General features: G+C 66.1%; 17 protein-coding genes. 7 read left to right on the top strand and 10 right to left on the bottom strand.

The window, feature by feature from the left end; all coding sequences use genetic code 11:
* Positions 1-199 precede the first annotated feature (199 nt).
* Positions 200-427 carry a hypothetical protein gene (locus M5J20_RS09185; protein WP_253578872.1) on the top strand — a complete coding sequence of 76 codons (228 nt, stop codon included), beginning with the start codon at positions 200-202 and terminating at the stop codon, positions 425-427.
* 51 nt (positions 428-478) lie between these two features.
* Here M5J20_RS09185 and M5J20_RS09180 read toward each other — a convergent pair whose 3' ends face one another.
* The gene (locus M5J20_RS09180) at positions 479-1,018 is read right to left on the bottom strand and encodes a DUF488 domain-containing protein (protein ID WP_253578869.1); all 540 of its coding nucleotides are present in this window, start codon (positions 1,016-1,018) and stop codon (positions 479-481) included.
* A 78-nt stretch (positions 1,019-1,096) separates the two neighbouring features.
* Positions 1,097-1,291 (bottom strand): FitA-like ribbon-helix-helix domain-containing protein, encoded by a 195-nt coding sequence (locus tag M5J20_RS11555; protein WP_437177639.1) that lies wholly within the window; start codon positions 1,289-1,291, stop codon positions 1,097-1,099.
* Positions 1,292-1,354: 63 nt separating this feature from the next.
* Between M5J20_RS11555 and M5J20_RS09175 the strand changes: the two genes are divergently transcribed.
* On the top strand, positions 1,355-2,176 hold the full coding sequence (locus M5J20_RS09175) for a DNA-formamidopyrimidine glycosylase family protein (RefSeq protein ID WP_253578866.1): 822 nt from the start codon (positions 1,355-1,357) through the stop codon (positions 2,174-2,176).
* On the opposite strand, the gene M5J20_RS09170 is transcribed toward M5J20_RS09175, so the two are convergent.
* From M5J20_RS09170 to M5J20_RS09145, 6 genes are all read right to left on the bottom strand, one after another.
* Positions 2,173-2,460 carry a type II toxin-antitoxin system RelE/ParE family toxin gene (locus M5J20_RS09170; protein ID WP_253578863.1) on the bottom strand — a complete coding sequence of 96 codons (288 nt, stop codon included), beginning with the start codon at positions 2,458-2,460 and terminating at the stop codon, positions 2,173-2,175. The two genes, M5J20_RS09175 and M5J20_RS09170, sit on opposite strands and share 4 nt — an antisense overlap.
* On the bottom strand, positions 2,457-2,693 hold the full coding sequence (locus M5J20_RS09165; RefSeq protein ID WP_253578860.1) for a type II toxin-antitoxin system ParD family antitoxin: 237 nt from the start codon (positions 2,691-2,693) through the stop codon (positions 2,457-2,459). Before M5J20_RS09165 ends, M5J20_RS09170 begins: the two co-directional genes overlap by 4 nt.
* A 33-nt stretch (positions 2,694-2,726) precedes the next feature.
* Entirely contained in the window at positions 2,727-3,350 is a 624-nt protein-coding gene (locus tag M5J20_RS09160; RefSeq protein ID WP_253578857.1) for a DedA family protein, read from the bottom strand.
* 16 nt (positions 3,351-3,366) lie between these two features.
* A complete protein-coding gene (locus M5J20_RS09155) occupies positions 3,367-4,854 on the bottom strand; it encodes a glutamate-cysteine ligase family protein (RefSeq protein WP_253578855.1) in 1,488 nt (495 codons plus the stop codon).
* 11 nt (positions 4,855-4,865) lie between these two features.
* Positions 4,866-6,503, bottom strand: a complete 1,638-nt coding sequence (gene pgi / locus M5J20_RS09150; protein WP_253578852.1) for a glucose-6-phosphate isomerase — start codon at positions 6,501-6,503, stop codon at positions 4,866-4,868.
* Positions 6,504-6,642: 139 nt separating this feature from the next.
* Entirely contained in the window at positions 6,643-6,948 is a 306-nt protein-coding gene (locus M5J20_RS09145) for a chorismate mutase (protein ID WP_253578849.1), read from the bottom strand.
* Positions 6,949-7,018: 70 nt separating this feature from the next.
* Here M5J20_RS09145 and pcrA point away from each other — a divergent pair, with 70 nt between their 5' ends.
* A complete protein-coding gene (gene pcrA / locus M5J20_RS09140) occupies positions 7,019-9,337 on the top strand; it encodes a DNA helicase PcrA (RefSeq protein ID WP_253578846.1) in 2,319 nt (772 codons plus the stop codon).
* Here the strand turns inward: pcrA and M5J20_RS09135 are convergent.
* Positions 9,334-10,035 (bottom strand): M23 family metallopeptidase, encoded by a 702-nt coding sequence (locus tag M5J20_RS09135; protein ID WP_253578843.1) that lies wholly within the window; start codon positions 10,033-10,035, stop codon positions 9,334-9,336. The two genes, pcrA and M5J20_RS09135, sit on opposite strands and share 4 nt — an antisense overlap.
* Before the next feature lie 255 nt (positions 10,036-10,290).
* Positions 10,291-11,025 (bottom strand): M23 family metallopeptidase, encoded by a 735-nt coding sequence (locus M5J20_RS09130; protein WP_253578841.1) that lies wholly within the window; start codon positions 11,023-11,025, stop codon positions 10,291-10,293.
* A gap of 177 nt (positions 11,026-11,202) precedes the next feature.
* On the opposite strand from M5J20_RS09130, the gene M5J20_RS09125 reads away from it, so the two are divergent.
* The 4 genes from M5J20_RS09125 to M5J20_RS09110 are packed head-to-tail and all read left to right on the top strand — an operon-like array spanning position 11,203 to position 15,554.
* Positions 11,203-12,459, top strand: a complete 1,257-nt coding sequence (locus M5J20_RS09125; RefSeq protein ID WP_253578837.1) for a cell division protein PerM — start codon at positions 11,203-11,205, stop codon at positions 12,457-12,459.
* A gap of 29 nt (positions 12,460-12,488) precedes the next feature.
* Positions 12,489-13,055, top strand: a complete 567-nt coding sequence (gene purN / locus M5J20_RS09120; RefSeq protein WP_253578945.1) for a phosphoribosylglycinamide formyltransferase — start codon at positions 12,489-12,491, stop codon at positions 13,053-13,055.
* On the top strand, positions 13,056-14,627 hold the full coding sequence (purH, locus tag M5J20_RS09115; RefSeq protein WP_253578834.1) for a bifunctional phosphoribosylaminoimidazolecarboxamide formyltransferase/IMP cyclohydrolase: 1,572 nt from the start codon (positions 13,056-13,058) through the stop codon (positions 14,625-14,627).
* 15 nt (positions 14,628-14,642) lie between these two features.
* A complete protein-coding gene (locus tag M5J20_RS09110) occupies positions 14,643-15,554 on the top strand; it encodes a hypothetical protein (protein ID WP_253578831.1) in 912 nt (303 codons plus the stop codon).
* Positions 15,555-15,625: the final 71 nt, after the last annotated feature.

Below are 15,625 nucleotides of genomic sequence, written 5' to 3'. Positions count from 1 at the left end.
GGATTAACGTCGTACCGGTGTCGCTACTCGGGCCGTGAACAGGGTCTTTTGCGTACCCACGCCAGCACTGAGGTGCAGTTCAAGGGGGTTGCGGCGAATCCTGGTTCGTAGCGGATTGGTTAGGAGATTTGTGCTGGTATTGCGGGTACTGGGTTTGATGTACGACTGGTATCCCGATCCATGACCTACGCTATGAGCCATGAATCCCCGCTTCGAGCTTCCTGAATTCGACTACGAACCGAAGGTCGATATAACTAACATTGCTCAAGTCCTCGATATGCTCGATGCGATCGAAGAGCGGGAGCGTCGCGAATTCAAGTTACATACATTCTCAGGCCGCGGCCCAAGGACGGAGATGGTCAATATCGGGGAGGTCCTTGAGCTCATCGAGGACGGAGTGGCGAGACGCTTCGACGTGAATCGCTAACAACCGATCAGGTGAGCGAGCGGCAAAGGCTTTCCCACGGTGAGCCTCGACTCACTGTGCTGGGTAGCGCACGAGGAGGTCGTCGCCGATCACGGCGCCGTCGTTAAGCTTTGCTTCACTTATCGTCGCACCATCGGCCCGCAACCCCATGATGTGCTTGACGTCGTCTTCGTGGGCGAGGAGGTGGTCAGCGATGATGCGGCGGTGGCAGCGCCACCACACTGCCTCGGAGCACATGATCGCTGTGGGGGTTTCAGCGGCGTGACGGCGCAGTTCGGCCAGCGCGTCGGCGAACTCCTGTCCAAGAGCGTGGTCGGCATAGTTGTGGAAGCTGCGGTTTTGCCAGTTGGCGTTGACCTCGAAGGGCACGGTCTTGGACACATTTCGCCGACCCGCCAGGCCCGCGCTTTTGCCGTACGTGATGCCGTGCTCTGGCAGGTTCTCAGCGAGAGAGTCGTCGTTGAACCAGGGGTACTTCTTCGAGCCGGTGAGTTTGCGCACGTCGATGACCGATTGCACTCCCGCAGCCTCGAGCATCCGGACGAACTCGTCGAGCTCGAGGTTTGAGTGGCCGACCGTGAAGATACGCATGCGGGTTACGGTACTCGCGTGACAACCCGGGAGGTTCCCGGTGCTAACTTTCCCACGGGTCCACGGTGTCGAGGAGGATCACGAGAGATCCGCCGCTCGAGCTCGTCCCTCTCGCGGAGGAATCTGCAGGTGCACTCCGCCGATATCGCGGCTTGCTTCGTAGAGGGCGAGGCCGAGGTTGGGCGGTTTTGTCCCATCGTCGAGGAGATGGCGAGCCTCCGCCTCCATGGAGCGGCCGTTGCGTTTGGCCTGCGCGGCTAGTCTCCGTTTCACGCCTTCAACTTACCGGGAGGATCGATATCGTGGCCACGTCGACGTGCAAGTACACTCCCACCCATGCCTGAAGGCGATTCGGTTTACCAGCTGTCCAAGCGTCTGCAATTCATGGCGGGACGGGAGGTCACGCACACGTCGCTGCGCGTGCCGCGCTATGCCACGGTGGATTTCACCGGCATGGTGTGCGAGGAAGTGTGGCCGTACGGCAAGCACCTGTTCATGCTGTTCGCGGCGGACGGGCACGAGCCGCAGGTGCTGCACACGCACCTGAAGATGGAGGGGACGTGGGCGATGCACCGTGCGGGCGCGCGTTGGCGGAAGCCCGGCTACACGGCGCGGGTGGTCTTAAGGCTCGCCGACAAACCCAAGGCGGACATCGAGCTGGTGGGGCACGAGCTCGGCCTCGTCGAGGTGTTCCCGGCCCGCGAGTTCGACGAGCGGATGGGCTACCTTGGTCCTGACCTGCTGGCGGAAGACTTCGATTTCGAGGAGGCGAAGCGACGCATCCTCGAAGACCCGGAGCGGGAGATTGGCAGGGCGTTGCTCGACCAGTACCGCTTAGCCGGCATCGGCAACGAGTACCGCGCGGAGATCTGTTTCCTGGGTGGCGTGCATCCGAGGGAAAAGGTGAAGAACTCGGACGTCGATAAGCTCCTGCTCCTTGCGCGGCGCCTGATGTGGGCGAACAAGGACGAGCCTGTGCGGGTGAGCACCGGCGTTAAGCGCGCGGGGGAGACCAGCTACGTGTTCGGGCGGAACAACAAGCCGTGCCGGCGCTGCACCACGCTGATTAGGAAAGGTTTCTTGGGCGGGGAGGGGGACTTGGAGCGGGTGATCTGGTGGTGCCCGAAGTGTCAGCCGGAGCCTGTGGAAGAGGGCTAGAGGTGCAAATAAGGATCCATGCGTTCGTGCAGAATCCTTACAATCTGCACTCCGTCCGGCACGGGTCGGTAGTAAATAACGTGGCTAGCGTACTTAATTCTTCTGTATCCAGCTCGGATCTCCTCTACCGAGCGGCCTGCGGCGGGGAATGCGTCGAGCTGAACAAAACGCTCGCTAATGGCGCGAATGTAGGCGTCAGCCTGCATGACACCCCAGGTTTCCGAGGTGTACTCCCAGATATCCAACAGATCGGCATTGGCAAGTTCGCTGGTCCAGACGGTCACCGCGCCCGCCTCGCACGGGCCAGGAACTCGTCCACATTGAATTCGTGAAACCCGCTTTGCTCCCCCGCTTCAAGAGCAGAGTTGAGGGCGGCAATCTTCTCCGTGCGTTCTTCGAGTAGCCGTAACCCAGCTCGGAGCACTTCGCTGGAGGTCTCGAACTTGCCACTCGCTACCTGGTCTGCGACGAAGTTACTGTAGTGGTCACCAAGCGTGACAGAAGTGTTTCTAGCCATGCGACGAGTGTACCGAGAAGTAATATAACGCGCCTACGCCTTCGCGCCCCGCTCCTTCACCGCGCGGCGGATGAAGAACACCAGGAAGCCGAGGATGATCAGCCCGAGGATCACGTAGATCACGTTGGAATACGTGTCCACGTAACCGGTGGCGGCCTCCCAGTTATCGCCGAGCAAGTAACCCAGGTAGATCAGGATGGCGTTCCAGATGCCGGAGCCCAGCGTGGTCCACAGGCCGAAGGTGATCAGGTTCATCCGGTCCAGGCCGGCAGGGATGGAGATCAAGGAGCGCACGCCCGGGATGAGGCGGCCGAAGAAAATGCTGGGCTTGCCGTACTTGTTGAAGAAATTCATGGCAGCGTCCACGTCGGATGACTTGACTAGCCACATCCAGTCGGCGATCTTGCGTAGCCGCTCAAGCCCCAGCCACGCGCCCACGCCGTAGAGGATGTACGCGCCGATCACGGAGCCGGCGACAGACCAGATGAAGACGGCCAGCCAGTTCAGCGAGCCCTGGGCGACGGTAAAGCCGGCCAGCGGCAGCACCACTTCGGACGGGATCGGGGGAAAGAGGTTCTCCAGCAGGATGGCGATGCCGACGCCGGGGGCGCCGAGCAGCTCCATGAGGCTTACAATCCAGTCAATAATCCCTTGCACAACCGGCTATTGTGCCCTACTCAACCTCCAGCGACCAAGTGTGCACCGGCGCGCCGGAGTCCTGATTCTTCAGGTACTGCCGGGTCACGCGGGCAAGTGCTTCCCGACGCTCCTTCGAGTTCACCTTGGACATCGGCGCTACCCGGTTCAGGGCATCCAGCTGCCACATTGCGCCATTCTGGCGGGTGCGCACGCGGCCTTCGATGATGCCGAGGTACTCCTCGCGGTACTCCGGTGAGACACCGAGGGTACGCAAGCCGTCGTCGGCAATGGGCAGCAGGTGCTCGCCCACCAGCTCGGTGACGGGGATGGAGCCCAGGGTGGGCCAGGTCAGGTTCGCGGTCAGGCCGTGGCGGGCACCCTGGCGGAAGTTCTCCTGCGCGTCCTCGAAGTTCAGACGCGACCAGACGGGGCGGGTCTGCTCGCCCAGCGTCTTCACGCAGCCGTAGTAGAACGCCGCGTCCGCGATAATGTCCTTCACCGTCGGTCCCGCCGGCAGGATGCGGTTCTCCACGCGGATGTGGGAAAGCTTGCCGTTGGGATCATAAATCGGGCGGTTCCAACGCCAAATCGTGCCGTTCTGCAGGTTGAGATAGTGCAGGCCCGGGTTGTCACCCATCATCTCCGGCTTGCCGGCCTCCGCGCGGCCTTCCGGCAGCAGCGGGGAGAAGAAGCGCACGTTCTCCTCGAACAGGTCGAAGACGGAGGTGATCCACCGCTCGCCGAACCACACGCGCGGGCGCACGCCCTGGTTGATCAGCTCCTTGGTGCGGGTGTCCACCGCCTGCTTGAACACCGGGATGCGGGACTCGTGCCACAGGCGGTGGCCAAGAAACAGCGGCGAGTTCGCACTCAGCGCCACCTGGGCGCCCGCGATGGCCTGGGACGCATTCCACGCGTTGGCGAACATGTTGGGTGCAACCTGCAGGTGCAGCTGCATCGAGGTGCAGGCGGATTCGGGCGCGATGCTGTCAAAGTCGTGGTGGTAGTTCTCCTCCCTCCACAGGCTCATCTGCACCAACTCGCCGCGGGAATCCATCACGGACTTGTTCAGGCCCGCGTAGCGGTTCTCCGGAGTCATCCAGTTCGGATCCTCCAGGAACTGCGTGGTCAGCGTGGGCAACGTACCAACCATCGCGACACTGGATCCGGCCTCCGCGGCCGCTCTCTTCACGTCGTCAAGCCTCTCCTGCAGCCCCGCCTCGAGCTTGCGCAGGCCGTCGCCGTGGATGTCCAGCGGCGGGTGGTTCAGCTCGACATTGAACTGGCCTACCTCGGCCTGGTACTCGTCGCTCAGGCCGGCCAGGACGGCTTGGTTGTTGGCGTGGGGCTGCATTGCGTCGTCCACGAGATTGAGCTCCAGCTCGAGCCCGATCGTGCCGTGGTCGATGAACTCCGCCTCCTGGAGGTGGCGGTCGAAGGCCTCCAACTCCTCCTCCAGCTGACGGCGGTAGACCGTCCGCTGGCGGGGAGTGTACGACTGCGCAGAAACTTGCTCGCCCATAGGCGAAAATTTTAGCGGTTAGCGCGGTACCAGGAGATCAACGCGTCCGTGGATGCGTCACCGGTTGCGGGCTCCTCCTTGCCGGCGACAGCCGCGGCGAGGTCGTTAGCCTGCTGCTTGCCCAGCTCCACGCCCCACTGGTCGAAGGAGTTGATGTCCCAGATCACGCCCTCGGTGTAGGTGATGTGCTCGTACAGCGCGATGAGGGCGCCGAGCGCCTGCGGGGTGAGCTCCTCCGCCAGGATCGTGGTGGTCGGGCGGTTGCCCGGCATGACCTTGTGCGGCGCGAGGTCATGGGCCACGCCCTCCGCCTCGATTTCCTGCTGGGTCTTGCCAAAGGCCAGCACCTTCGTCTGCGCGAAGAAGTTGCCCATCAGCAGGTCGTGCATGCTGCCGGTGCCGTCCGCGGTGGGGAAGTCCTCCTTCGGCTTGGCAAAGCCGATGAAGTCCGCCGGGATCAGGCTCGTGCCTTGGTGGATGAGCTGGAAGAAGGCGTGCTGGCCGTTGGTGCCCGGCTCGCCCCAGAAGACCTCGCCCGTGTCGTAGGTGACGCGGGTGCCGTCCTTGCGTACGGACTTGCCGTTGGACTCCATGGTCAGCTGCTGCAGGTACGCCGGGAAGCGGGACAGGTCCTCGGAGTAGGGGAGCACCGCGTGGGTCGCCGCGCCCAGGAAGTTGCGGTACCAGACGTTGAGCAGGCCCATGAGCACCGGCACGTTCTGCTCGAACGGCGCGGTGCGGAAGTGCTCGTCCATCGCGTGGAAGCCTTCGAGCAGGCGCATGAAGTCCATCGGGCCGATCACGGCCATGAGGCTCAAGCCGATCGCCGAGTCCATGGAGTAGCGGCCGCCGACCCAGTCCCAGAAGCCGAACATGTTGTTGGTGTCGATGCCGAACTCGGCCACCTTCTCCGCGTTCGTCGACACCGCGACGAAGTGCTTGGCGATCGCGGACTCGTCGCCATTGAACTGCTCCAGCAGCCAGCGCTTCGCGGCGTGCGCGTTGGTCAGCGTCTCCTGGGTGGTGAAGGTCTTCGACGCGATGATGAACAGCGTCTCCTCAGCGTTGCAGCGGTCCAGCACCGCAGCCATATCCGCCGGGTCCACGTTGGACACGAATTCCGCGGTGATGCCGGCGGTGGCGTACGCGCGCAGCGCCTTCGTGGCCATCGCGGGGCCCAGGTCGGAGCCGCCGATGCCGATGTTCACGACCTTCTTAATCGTGTGTCCGGTGTGGCCCTGCCACTCGCCCGAGCGCAGCGCGGACGCGAAGTCGCGCATGCGGCCCAGCACCTCGTGCACGTCCGCGGCGATATCCTGGCCGTCCACCTCGAGATTGCGCTCGGCCGGCATGCGCAGCGCGGTGTGCAGCACGGCGCGGTCCTCGGTGTTATTGATGTGCTCGCCGCCGAACATGGCCTCGATCTTGTCGCGCAGCTGCGCTTCCTCCGCAAGCGCGAGCAATTGCTTCACGACGTCCGCGTCCACCAAATTCTTGGAAAGATCCACGTGCAGTCCGGCTGCGTCGAAGGTGTAAGACGCGGCGCGGTTCTCATCCGCGGCGAAGAGATCGCGCAGGGTGGTCTGCGTCTTTTCCGCCTTCAGCTTCTCCAGGTTGGCCCAGGCCGTGGTGGTGGTGATGTCGCTCATGGTGGCAGTGTCCTCCGTGACGTGTGGTGTGCCTGCTATGTAGCTTCAACGGTATCCAAAAATTCGCCGGCCGGTTCGGCGAAGGCCGAGCTGCTGGAGTTCGAGGTCGTCCTCGACTCCCTCGAGCAGGACTAGCTAGTTACCCAAGCTTGCCGCGGCCGAGGCGCAGGAGGATCTGCGCCAGGCCTGGGCCCTCCTCGCCGAGTTCGTCGCGGAACTGGTTGATAATCGCCACCTCGCGGGTGTGCACCAGCTTGGTGCCGCCGGAGCCCATACGGGTCTTGCCGATGGCTTTCGAGATCTCGGTGCGGCGCTTCACGGCGTCCAGGATCACGCGGTCTAAGCGGTCGATTTCTTTGCGGTACTGCTGAATCTCGGCGTCGGAAAGCGGATCGTCCGTGCCGGAGGGCATGCGGATTTCGAAATCGCCGGTGGTCTCGCTCATGGCAGCATTATGCCACGCCAGTTCGAATGCGAACTGGCCGTGCCGGAGGCGGTCTGTAGGGTTACACAGCATGACCGATCTGACGCTTGGGCTCAATCCGCAACAGCAGGCCGCCGTGACGCACACGGGCGGGCCGCTGCTCATCGTCGCCGGCGCCGGCTCCGGCAAAACTGCGGTGCTGACCAGGCGCATTGCGCACCTGATGCAGGACCGCGGCGTGGCCCCGTGGCAGATTCTCGCCATCACGTTCACCAACAAGGCCGCCGCCGAGATGCGTGAGCGTGTGGCCGCGCTCGTCGGCGAGCATGCGGAGCGCATGTGGGTGGCCACGTTCCACTCCGTGTGCGTGCGCATCCTGCGCCAGCAGGCGCAGCTCGTGCCGGGCTTGAACACCAACTTCACGATCTACGACGCGGACGATTCGCGCCGGTTGCTGGGCATGATCGCGAAGGATTACAACCTGGATCTGAAGAAATTCACGCCGCGCACGCTGGCGAACGCGATCTCGAACCTGAAGAACGAGCTGATCGGCCCCGAGGCGGCGCTCGCCCAGGCGGAGCGCACGCACAACCCGTTCGAGACGACCGTGGCCAAGGTGTACGCGGAGTACCAGCGTCGCCTGCGGATGGCGAACTCCCTGGATTTCGACGACCTCATCGGCGAGGTCGTGCGCATTTTCAAGGAGCACCCGGAGGTCACCGACTACTACCGCCGCCGCTTCCGCCACGTGCTGGTGGATGAGTACCAGGACACCAACCACGCGCAGTACGAGCTGATCCACACCCTCGTCGGCGACGGGCCGGACGCGCCGGAGCTCGCCGTGGTGGGCGACAGCGACCAGTCGATTTACGCGTTCCGCGGCGCGACGATCCGCAACATCGAGGAGTTCGAGCGCGACTATCCGGACGCCACCACGATCGTGCTGGAGCAGAACTACCGCTCCACGCAGAACATCCTCAGCGCAGCCAACGCTGTGATCGCGCAGAACGCGGACCGCCGCCCGAAGAAACTGTGGACGGACCACGGCGCCGGCGAGAAGATCGTGGGCTACGTGGCGGACAACGAGCATGATGAGGCCCGGTTCATTGCGTCGGAAATTGATGCCCTGTCAGACCGCGGCGTGCCGTACAGCGACATGGCGATCATGTACCGCACCAACAACGCCTCCCGCGCGATGGAGGACATCTTCATCCGCTCCGGCATCCCGTACAAGGTGGTCGGCGGCACGCGCTTCTACGAGCGCCGCGAGATCCGCGACATCGTCGCCTACCTCAAGGTGCTGGACAATCCGGACGACACGGTGAGCCTGCGCCGCATCGTCAACGTGCCCAAGCGCGCGATCGGGGACAAGGCGCAGGCCATGGTCGCGCTGCACGCCGACAACGTAGGCGTGAGCTTCGGGCAGGCGCTTGCCGACGCCGCGAATGGCGACGTCCCCATGCTGAAAACCCCTGCGGTGAACGCGATCCGCAGGTTCGTGGACATGATGCAGCAGCTGCGCGAGGACATGGGGGAGATGCGCAACGAGGTCACCGGCATGCCCGACCTGGGCCAGCTGGTGGCGCGCGTGCTCGAGGTGACCGGCTACAAGGCGGAGCTGGAGGCATCGAACGACCCGCAGGACGCGTCCCGCCTAGACAACTTGAACGAGCTGGTGTCGGTGGCGCGCGAATTCTCCTCCGAGGCCGCGAACCAAGTGGCGTACATGAGCCAGGAAGAGCTGGACGCGGTGATGGAGGACGGCGAGCCGGTGCCCGGCAGCCTGCAGGCGTTCTTGGAGAAGGTCTCGCTGGTGGCGGATGCGGACCAGCTGCCGGACAACGAACAAGGCGTGGTCACGATGATGACGCTGCACACCGCGAAGGGCCTGGAGTTTCCGACGGTGTTTGTCACCGGCTGGGAGGACGGGCAGTTCCCGCACCTGCGCTCGCTGGGGGATCCGGCTGAGCTGGCGGAGGAGCGGCGCCTGGCGTACGTGGGCATCACCCGCGCACGGGAGCGGCTGTACCTTACTCGCTCCATGCTGCGCGCCTCGTGGGGTGCGCCGGTGACCAACCCGGCCAGCCGCTTCCTGGCGGAGGTGCCGGATGAGCTCGTGGATTGGCGCCGTCTCGCCCCGGAGCCGGCGATGACCTCCAGCGCCTGGGGTTCGCCCGCACCCGTGCCGCAGCGGGCGATGCGTCCGCGCCGCGGCCGGGAAAGCTCCGTGCCGGTGCAGAAGAACCTGGATCTTGCGCCGGGGGACCGCGTGAATCACGCGAAGTACGGCCTGGGCACCGTGCTCACCGTGGAGGGTTCCGGGGTGCGCGAGACGGTCACGGTGGATTTCGGTTCCTCCGGCACCGTGCGCCTGATGCTCATCGGCGGCGTGCCGATGGAGAAGCTCTAGATCGTGATGCCCGCCTGCGCGAACCAGGGGCGCGGGTCAACCTGGGTCTCGCCGTTCGGCTTGATCTCGAAGTGCAGGTGCGGGCCGGTCGACTGGCCCTCGTTGCCCATCTTGGCAATCTGCTGGCCGGCGGTGACGCGCTCGCCCACAGACACGTTGTAGGAGACGATGTGGCCGTAGACGGAGACCTCGCCGCCGTCGTGCTTGATCACGACCCACTTGCCGAAACCCTGCGCCGGGCCCGCCTTGATCACGGTGCCGTCCATGACGGCGTAGATCGGGGTGCCGATGGCGTTGGCGATGTCGATGCCCTGGTGCATGCGGCCCCAGCGCGGGCCGAAGCCGGAAGTGAGGCGGCCGACGGTCGGGGTGACTACGGTGCGCCCGTCTGCGGTGCGGCCGCGCTGGTACGCGACACGGCCCGGCTCCACGGTGGCGGGTGCAACGTCGGCGAAGGCCGCGGCGATCTCCTCGCCGAGCACGCGCGGGTCGAACACGATGGTGTAGTCGCCGATGCTGGAGGTCGCGCCGGTGTCCGCCACGTTGGAGGCGGCGCCGGCAAGGGCTGCGAGGGCCTGCTTGGCGGTCTCGATCTGGGCGCCGTTGATCTGGATGTTCACCGCATTCGCGGTCGGGGCGGCCGCGGCGGAAGCCGCGAGAGCGGCGGCGACGGCGGCAGCGAGCAGACGGCGTTTCATAGGGGTGACGGACCTTTGCTTCTCCAGGGGCAGTTCCGCGCTAAAACTTAGCGCCTGCCCGCAGGTGAAGCAACGCTCTGACGTGCAGATTTCGGCTGTATGCCACCCAAATCCAGGCGTCCTCGCAGGTCAGCCAGCGTGTTACTGATGTGAAAATTGTGACTAAAGTGATTCTCGGTCGGGGGTAGCCGGAAGGTGTGGCAGCGGCGTCGGAAAGCAAAAACCGCCCCGAAGGGCGGTGTGAAAGTGCGGTGCCTAGAGGAAGATGCCGCGGGCGGCGAGCCACGGAGCCGGATCGATCGGGGAGTTGCCGTCCGGGTGGATCTCGAAGTGCAGGTGGCTGCCGGTGGAGAAGCCCATGCTGCCCATGCCGGCGATCTTCTGGCCCGCGGACACGCGCTGGCCCACAGCCACGTCCAGGGACTGCATATGGCCGTAGACGCTCACCGCACCATCGTCGTGGCGGATGCGGATCCAGTTGCCGTAGCCCTGGGCCGGGCCGGAATCGATCACAGTGCCGTCCTCCACAGCCAGGATCGGGGTACCCGGGGCGTTGGCGATGTCGATGCCGAAGTGGAAGCTGCCCCAGCGCGGGCCGAAACCGGAGGTGTATGCGCCCTCCGCCGGCTTCACGGTCAGCGGGAGGCGAGCTGCGAGATCGGCGGCGGCGACCTCAGCGGAGTGCTCGACAGCCTTGGTGAGCTGGTCAGCCAGGTTCTCAACCGGCTTGTACTCGGCGATAGCCAGGATCTGCGGGGCGGCATCCACCTCGGGGGCGGAGACAACCTCGAGCGGGTTGGTGTTGGCGGCGAGGGCGAAACCCAGCTTCTGGGCGTGGGTCTCAGTCTTGTTAGCAGTCAGCTCTGCAGCGGCTGCGCCCGAGAAACCGGCGGTAGAAACGGCACCGGTGGTGACGGCTACCATTGCGACACGACCCTTGTTCGGGGTCTGCTTGCGGTGCTTGCCGCCGCTGCGAGTCGAACTAAACATACGCCCTCTTTGTAACCATCCTGTTATCCAGACGGTGTAACTGTAACGAATTGGTCTCGGTTCGGCAACCCGCTTCGGGCCTAAAGGTATTCGTTAAATTCAGGCGGTATGTTACATCGCCCTCAGGGGAGTGTTCTGCGCCGATAACCTCGCACTCGGTGGCAGAGTAGGTCAGCGATGAGCAACACGCACGCCCCCCGATCTGCCGCCCCGCGCCGGCCTGACACGCGGCGCCGCCAAGTGCGCGGGCGGGTCCCCGGCGCAAAGCGCACCCGCCCGGAGCCTCCTGCGCCGGAGACGTGGGCGCAGCGCTTCCGCCATTACGCTCCCGCGGCTGTCCTGCCGCTGGCGGTGCTCGCGCTCGCCGTCGTTGCAGTGTGCTTCGGCACCATCCTCATCGGCGGCTGGCGGCTGGCGTACCTGCCGGCGGCGATCGGCCAGACGTGGCTCACGCTCAACGCGGCACCCCTGCGCATCGACGGCGTGGACCTCGGCGCCGTGCCGCTTTTGCCCGCCGTGGGCATTGTGGCGCTGGTGGCCTCGCGCATCCGCGCCGCCACCCGCCGCCGCGTCAGCGTGCTGGACCTCGCAGCGATCCTCGGGTTGATAGTGCTCACCTCGCTCACGCTGTCCGGCATCGCGCTGTTCATGGTGTCGGATGCCTCGAACGTCTTCGCCGTCGCGCCGCCGCACCCGGCCGCAGCGCTGCTCGCCCCGCTGGGGCTGCATCTCGCCGGCTTCATCTTCGGCATCCGCCCCGTGGTCTGGCGCGCGCTCGCCCGCCGCGTGGCTGTGCCCCCGGTTGTCGTCGAGTCCGCGCACGCGGCGTGGCAGCTGGTCCGCGACCTTCTGTGGGCCGCCCTCGCCGTGTACGTGCTGTTCCTGGTGCTCGGACAGGCGCGCGTGAGCGAAATCGGCGCCGCGTACCCGCCGCTGCACTGGTCCGGCCTCCTCGCGCTCGCGGCGCTGACGATCGCGTACCTGCCCAACGCCGCCGTCGCCACGCTCTCGGTGCTGCTCGGAGGCAGCGTCGACTACGCGGGTGCGTCGCTGTCGCTTTTCGACGCCACCGCCGTCGCCCTCCCGCCGCTGCCCATCTTCGCCGCCGTCCCGCCCGCCGTCCCCGCCTGGGCGCCGGCACTCATGCTGGTCCCGGCCGCCATCGCGGTGCGCTTCGTGCTCACCCGGGACTTCACGCTTATTAGCGTTGCGGCCACCGCCACCTGGGCCGCAATCATCGGCATCATCCTCGGCCTCTACGCCTCCGGGACCGCCGGCGCGTACGGCGTCATCGGGCCGGATCTGTGGACGCTCGCGCTGCTGCTCTTCGCGTGGGCCGGCGTGTGCGGCCTCGCCGCCTGGCTGGTAGCGCTCGTGCGCGGCCGCGGCGAGGGGGCCGCAGCCGAGACGGGCGAGTCCGGCGGCGAGGACTAGACTTAGCCCACGTGAGTTGTGAAGCTGCGATGCCCATCGTCGTGCTCGTGTCCGGCTCGGGCACGCTGCTGCAGGCGATCCTTGATAATCAGGACGATTACTACCGCGTGAAGCTCGTTGTGGCGGATAAACCCTGCCCGGCGCTGCAGCGCGCGGAGCGCGCCGGCGTGCCGTCGGCAGTCGTCGGCATGCGGGAGGACCGCGCCGCGTGGAACGCGGAGCTTGCGCGCGTCGTGGGGGAGGCGGCGCCGGCACTGGTGGTCTCCGCCGGCTTCATGCGCATCCTCGGCCCGGCGTTCCTCGCTGAGTTCGCGGGCCGCACCATTAATACTCACCCCTCGCTGCTGCCCGCCTTCCCCGGGGCGAACGCGGTGGGAGACGCCATGGCGTACGGCGTGAAGGTCACGGGCTGCACCGTGCACTACGTCGACGCCGGCATGGATACCGGGGAAATCATTGCGCAGCGCGCCGTCGAGGTGCGCGAGGGCGAGAGCCAGGACGACCTGCACGAGCGCATCAAGCAGGTAGAGCGCGAGCAGATCGTGGATCTGCTGCGCAAGGCGACGTATGAACGAAACGGAAAGGTGACCTTCTAAATGGGTATCGAGATCAAGCGCGCGCTCATCAGCGTGTACGACAAGACGGGCCTGGAGGACCTGGCCCGCGCGCTGGGTGAGGCGGGCGTGGAGATCGTCTCCACCGGCTCCACCGCGCAGCGCATCGCCGACGCCGGCGTGGCGGTCACCGAGGTCGCCGAGCTCACCGGCTTCCCGGAGGTGCTCGACGGCCGTGTGAAGACGCTGCACCCGCGCGTGCACTCTGGCATCCTCGCCGACCTGCGCAAGGATTCCCACGTGGACCAGCTCGCCGAGCTGGACATCGAGCCGTTCCAGCTCGTGGTGGTCAACCTCTACCCGTTCGAGGAGACTGTTGCCTCCGGCGCGAGCTACGACGAATGCGTGGAGCAGATCGACATCGGCGGCCCGTCGATGGTGCGCGCAGCCGCGAAGAACCACCCGTCGGTAGCCGTGGTGACGTCCCCGGCCCGCTACGGCGAAGTCGCCGAGGCTGTTAAGCAGGGCGGCTTCACCTTGGACCAGCGCAAATCCCTCGCGCTTGAGGCGTTTACCCACACCGCTCAGTACGACGCAGCCGTGTCCACCTGGCTGGGCGGCCAGCTCGCCGCCGAACTTGCCGACGCCGTTCCGGCAGCCGACGGGGCCGCCGCGGAAGCGGACGCCGCAGCGCCGGGAGCGCTGCGCTACGGCGAGAACCCGCACCAGGCCGCCCGCCTCGAATCCGAGGGCTGGGGCATTGCTGCGGCCAAGCAGCACGGCGGCAAGGAGATGAGCTACAACAATTACCAGGACGCGGACGCCGCATGGCGCGCCGCCTGGGACCACGAGAAGCCGTGCGTGGCGATTATCAAGCACGCCAACCCCTGCGGCCTCGCGGTTTCAGAGGTCTCCATCGCCGATGCGCACACCAAGGCCCACGCCTGCGACCCGGTCTCCGCCTACGGCGGCGTGATCGCCTGCAACCGCGAGGTCACCCTCGAGCTGGCCGAACAGGTCACCCCGATCTTCACCGAGGTCATCATCGCCCCGTCCTACGAGCCGGCCGCGCTGGAGAAGCTTCAGGAGAAGAAGAACCTGCGCATCCTCGAGGTCGAGCCCGGCGGCATCGAAGAGGAGCGCCGCCAGATCACTGGCGGTTGGCTCATCCAGGAGCGCGACTCCTACCAGGCCGAGGGCGACAACGCCGCGAGCTGGACCCTCGCCGCCGGCGAGGCCGCCGACGAGGCCACGCTCGCGGACCTCGAGTTCGCGTGGCGCGCAGTGCGCTGCGTGAAGTCCAACGCCATCCTGATCGCCGCCGACGGCGCATCCGTGGGCATCGGCATGGGACAGGTCAACCGCGTCGACTCCGCGAAGCTGGCGGTGGACCGCGCGAACACGCTCGACGACGGCAAGAACCGCACCAACGGCGCAGTTGCCGCCTCCGACGCGTTCTTCCCGTTCGCAGACGGCTTCCAGATCCTCGCCGACTCCGGCGTGAAGGCCGTAGTCCAGCCGGGCGGCTCCATCCGCGACGAGGAGGTCATTGCCGCCGCCAATGAGGCGGGCGTGACCATGTACCTCACTGGCACCCGCCACTTCTCGCACTAAGGGCTGGGCGCGTCAATGGGATTGTCGAGTCAGCTCACCGCGGCGCTGCTCGCCGCCGGCATTGCGTTCCCCGGCGTGGCCACCGTCTACGAGCTGCCGGTGGTCGGCCCCGCCCTAGTGCAGGCTTATAACAACGCGCCGGAGCAGCTGCGCCACCGCCTGCCCGCCCCGCCGCGCCCGCAGCAGCCTGCCGCCGAAGCGCCGGCGCGGCCGCTCGTGTCCCAGGCCGAGCTCGACGAGCTCGTCCGCTCGGTGCAGGCCCGCCACGGCGGCCGCGTCACGCTCTCAGTCGCCGGCCGGGAGGGCCAGCTCACCGCCGGGGACAACCAGCCGGTGGGCGCGTTCTCCACAATGAAGGTGCCCAGCGCCATCGTCGCGTTGCGCAACAACCCCGCTACCTACCCGGATGCGCACGCCGCCGTCACGCGTTCCGACAATGACGCGGCGCACCGGCTGAACTACGTCGTCAGCGGCCGCGAGCTCGCCGACGTCATAGCGCAGGCTGGGTCGCGCACCACGAACAGCGCGGGCTGGCGCATGGACACCTTGTGGACTACCGCCGACCAGGCCCAGTTCGCATCGGGCCTTCGGTGCGTGCCGGGCCACGAGCCCGTGCTGGCCATGATGGGCGAGATCGTCCCGGATCAGCGCTGGGGGCTCGGCCGCGTGCCGGGCGCCCGCTTCAAGGGCGGCTGGGGCGATTCGCCCGACGGGTTCGTCGCCCGCCAATTCGGCTTGATCCCGGGGCCACACGGTGATGTTGCGGTGGCGATTACCGCGGTCAACCCGGCTGGGTACGGGGCGAGCGTCGCCACGCTCAATGAGCTCGCGGACGGCCTGCGTGCGAGACTCGCAGTGCTGCCCACGGCGCGCTGCTTAAGTTCTAGTGGTCGTTGCAACACTGATCTGAAGGGTTGGTGTTGGTGATGACGGTGTCACGGTGGGATCCACCGGTTGAGGAGATCACTCGGTTCCACCAGTTGGTGGTGGGTGATGGT

Origin of the sequence: Corynebacterium stercoris (assembly GCF_024160105.1) — a bacterium.
Classification (GTDB): Bacteria; Actinomycetota; Actinomycetes; order Mycobacteriales; family Mycobacteriaceae; genus Corynebacterium; species Corynebacterium stercoris.
The sequence above is the reverse complement of the archived record's forward strand: the minus strand, read 5'-3'. Positions and strand labels throughout refer to the sequence as shown.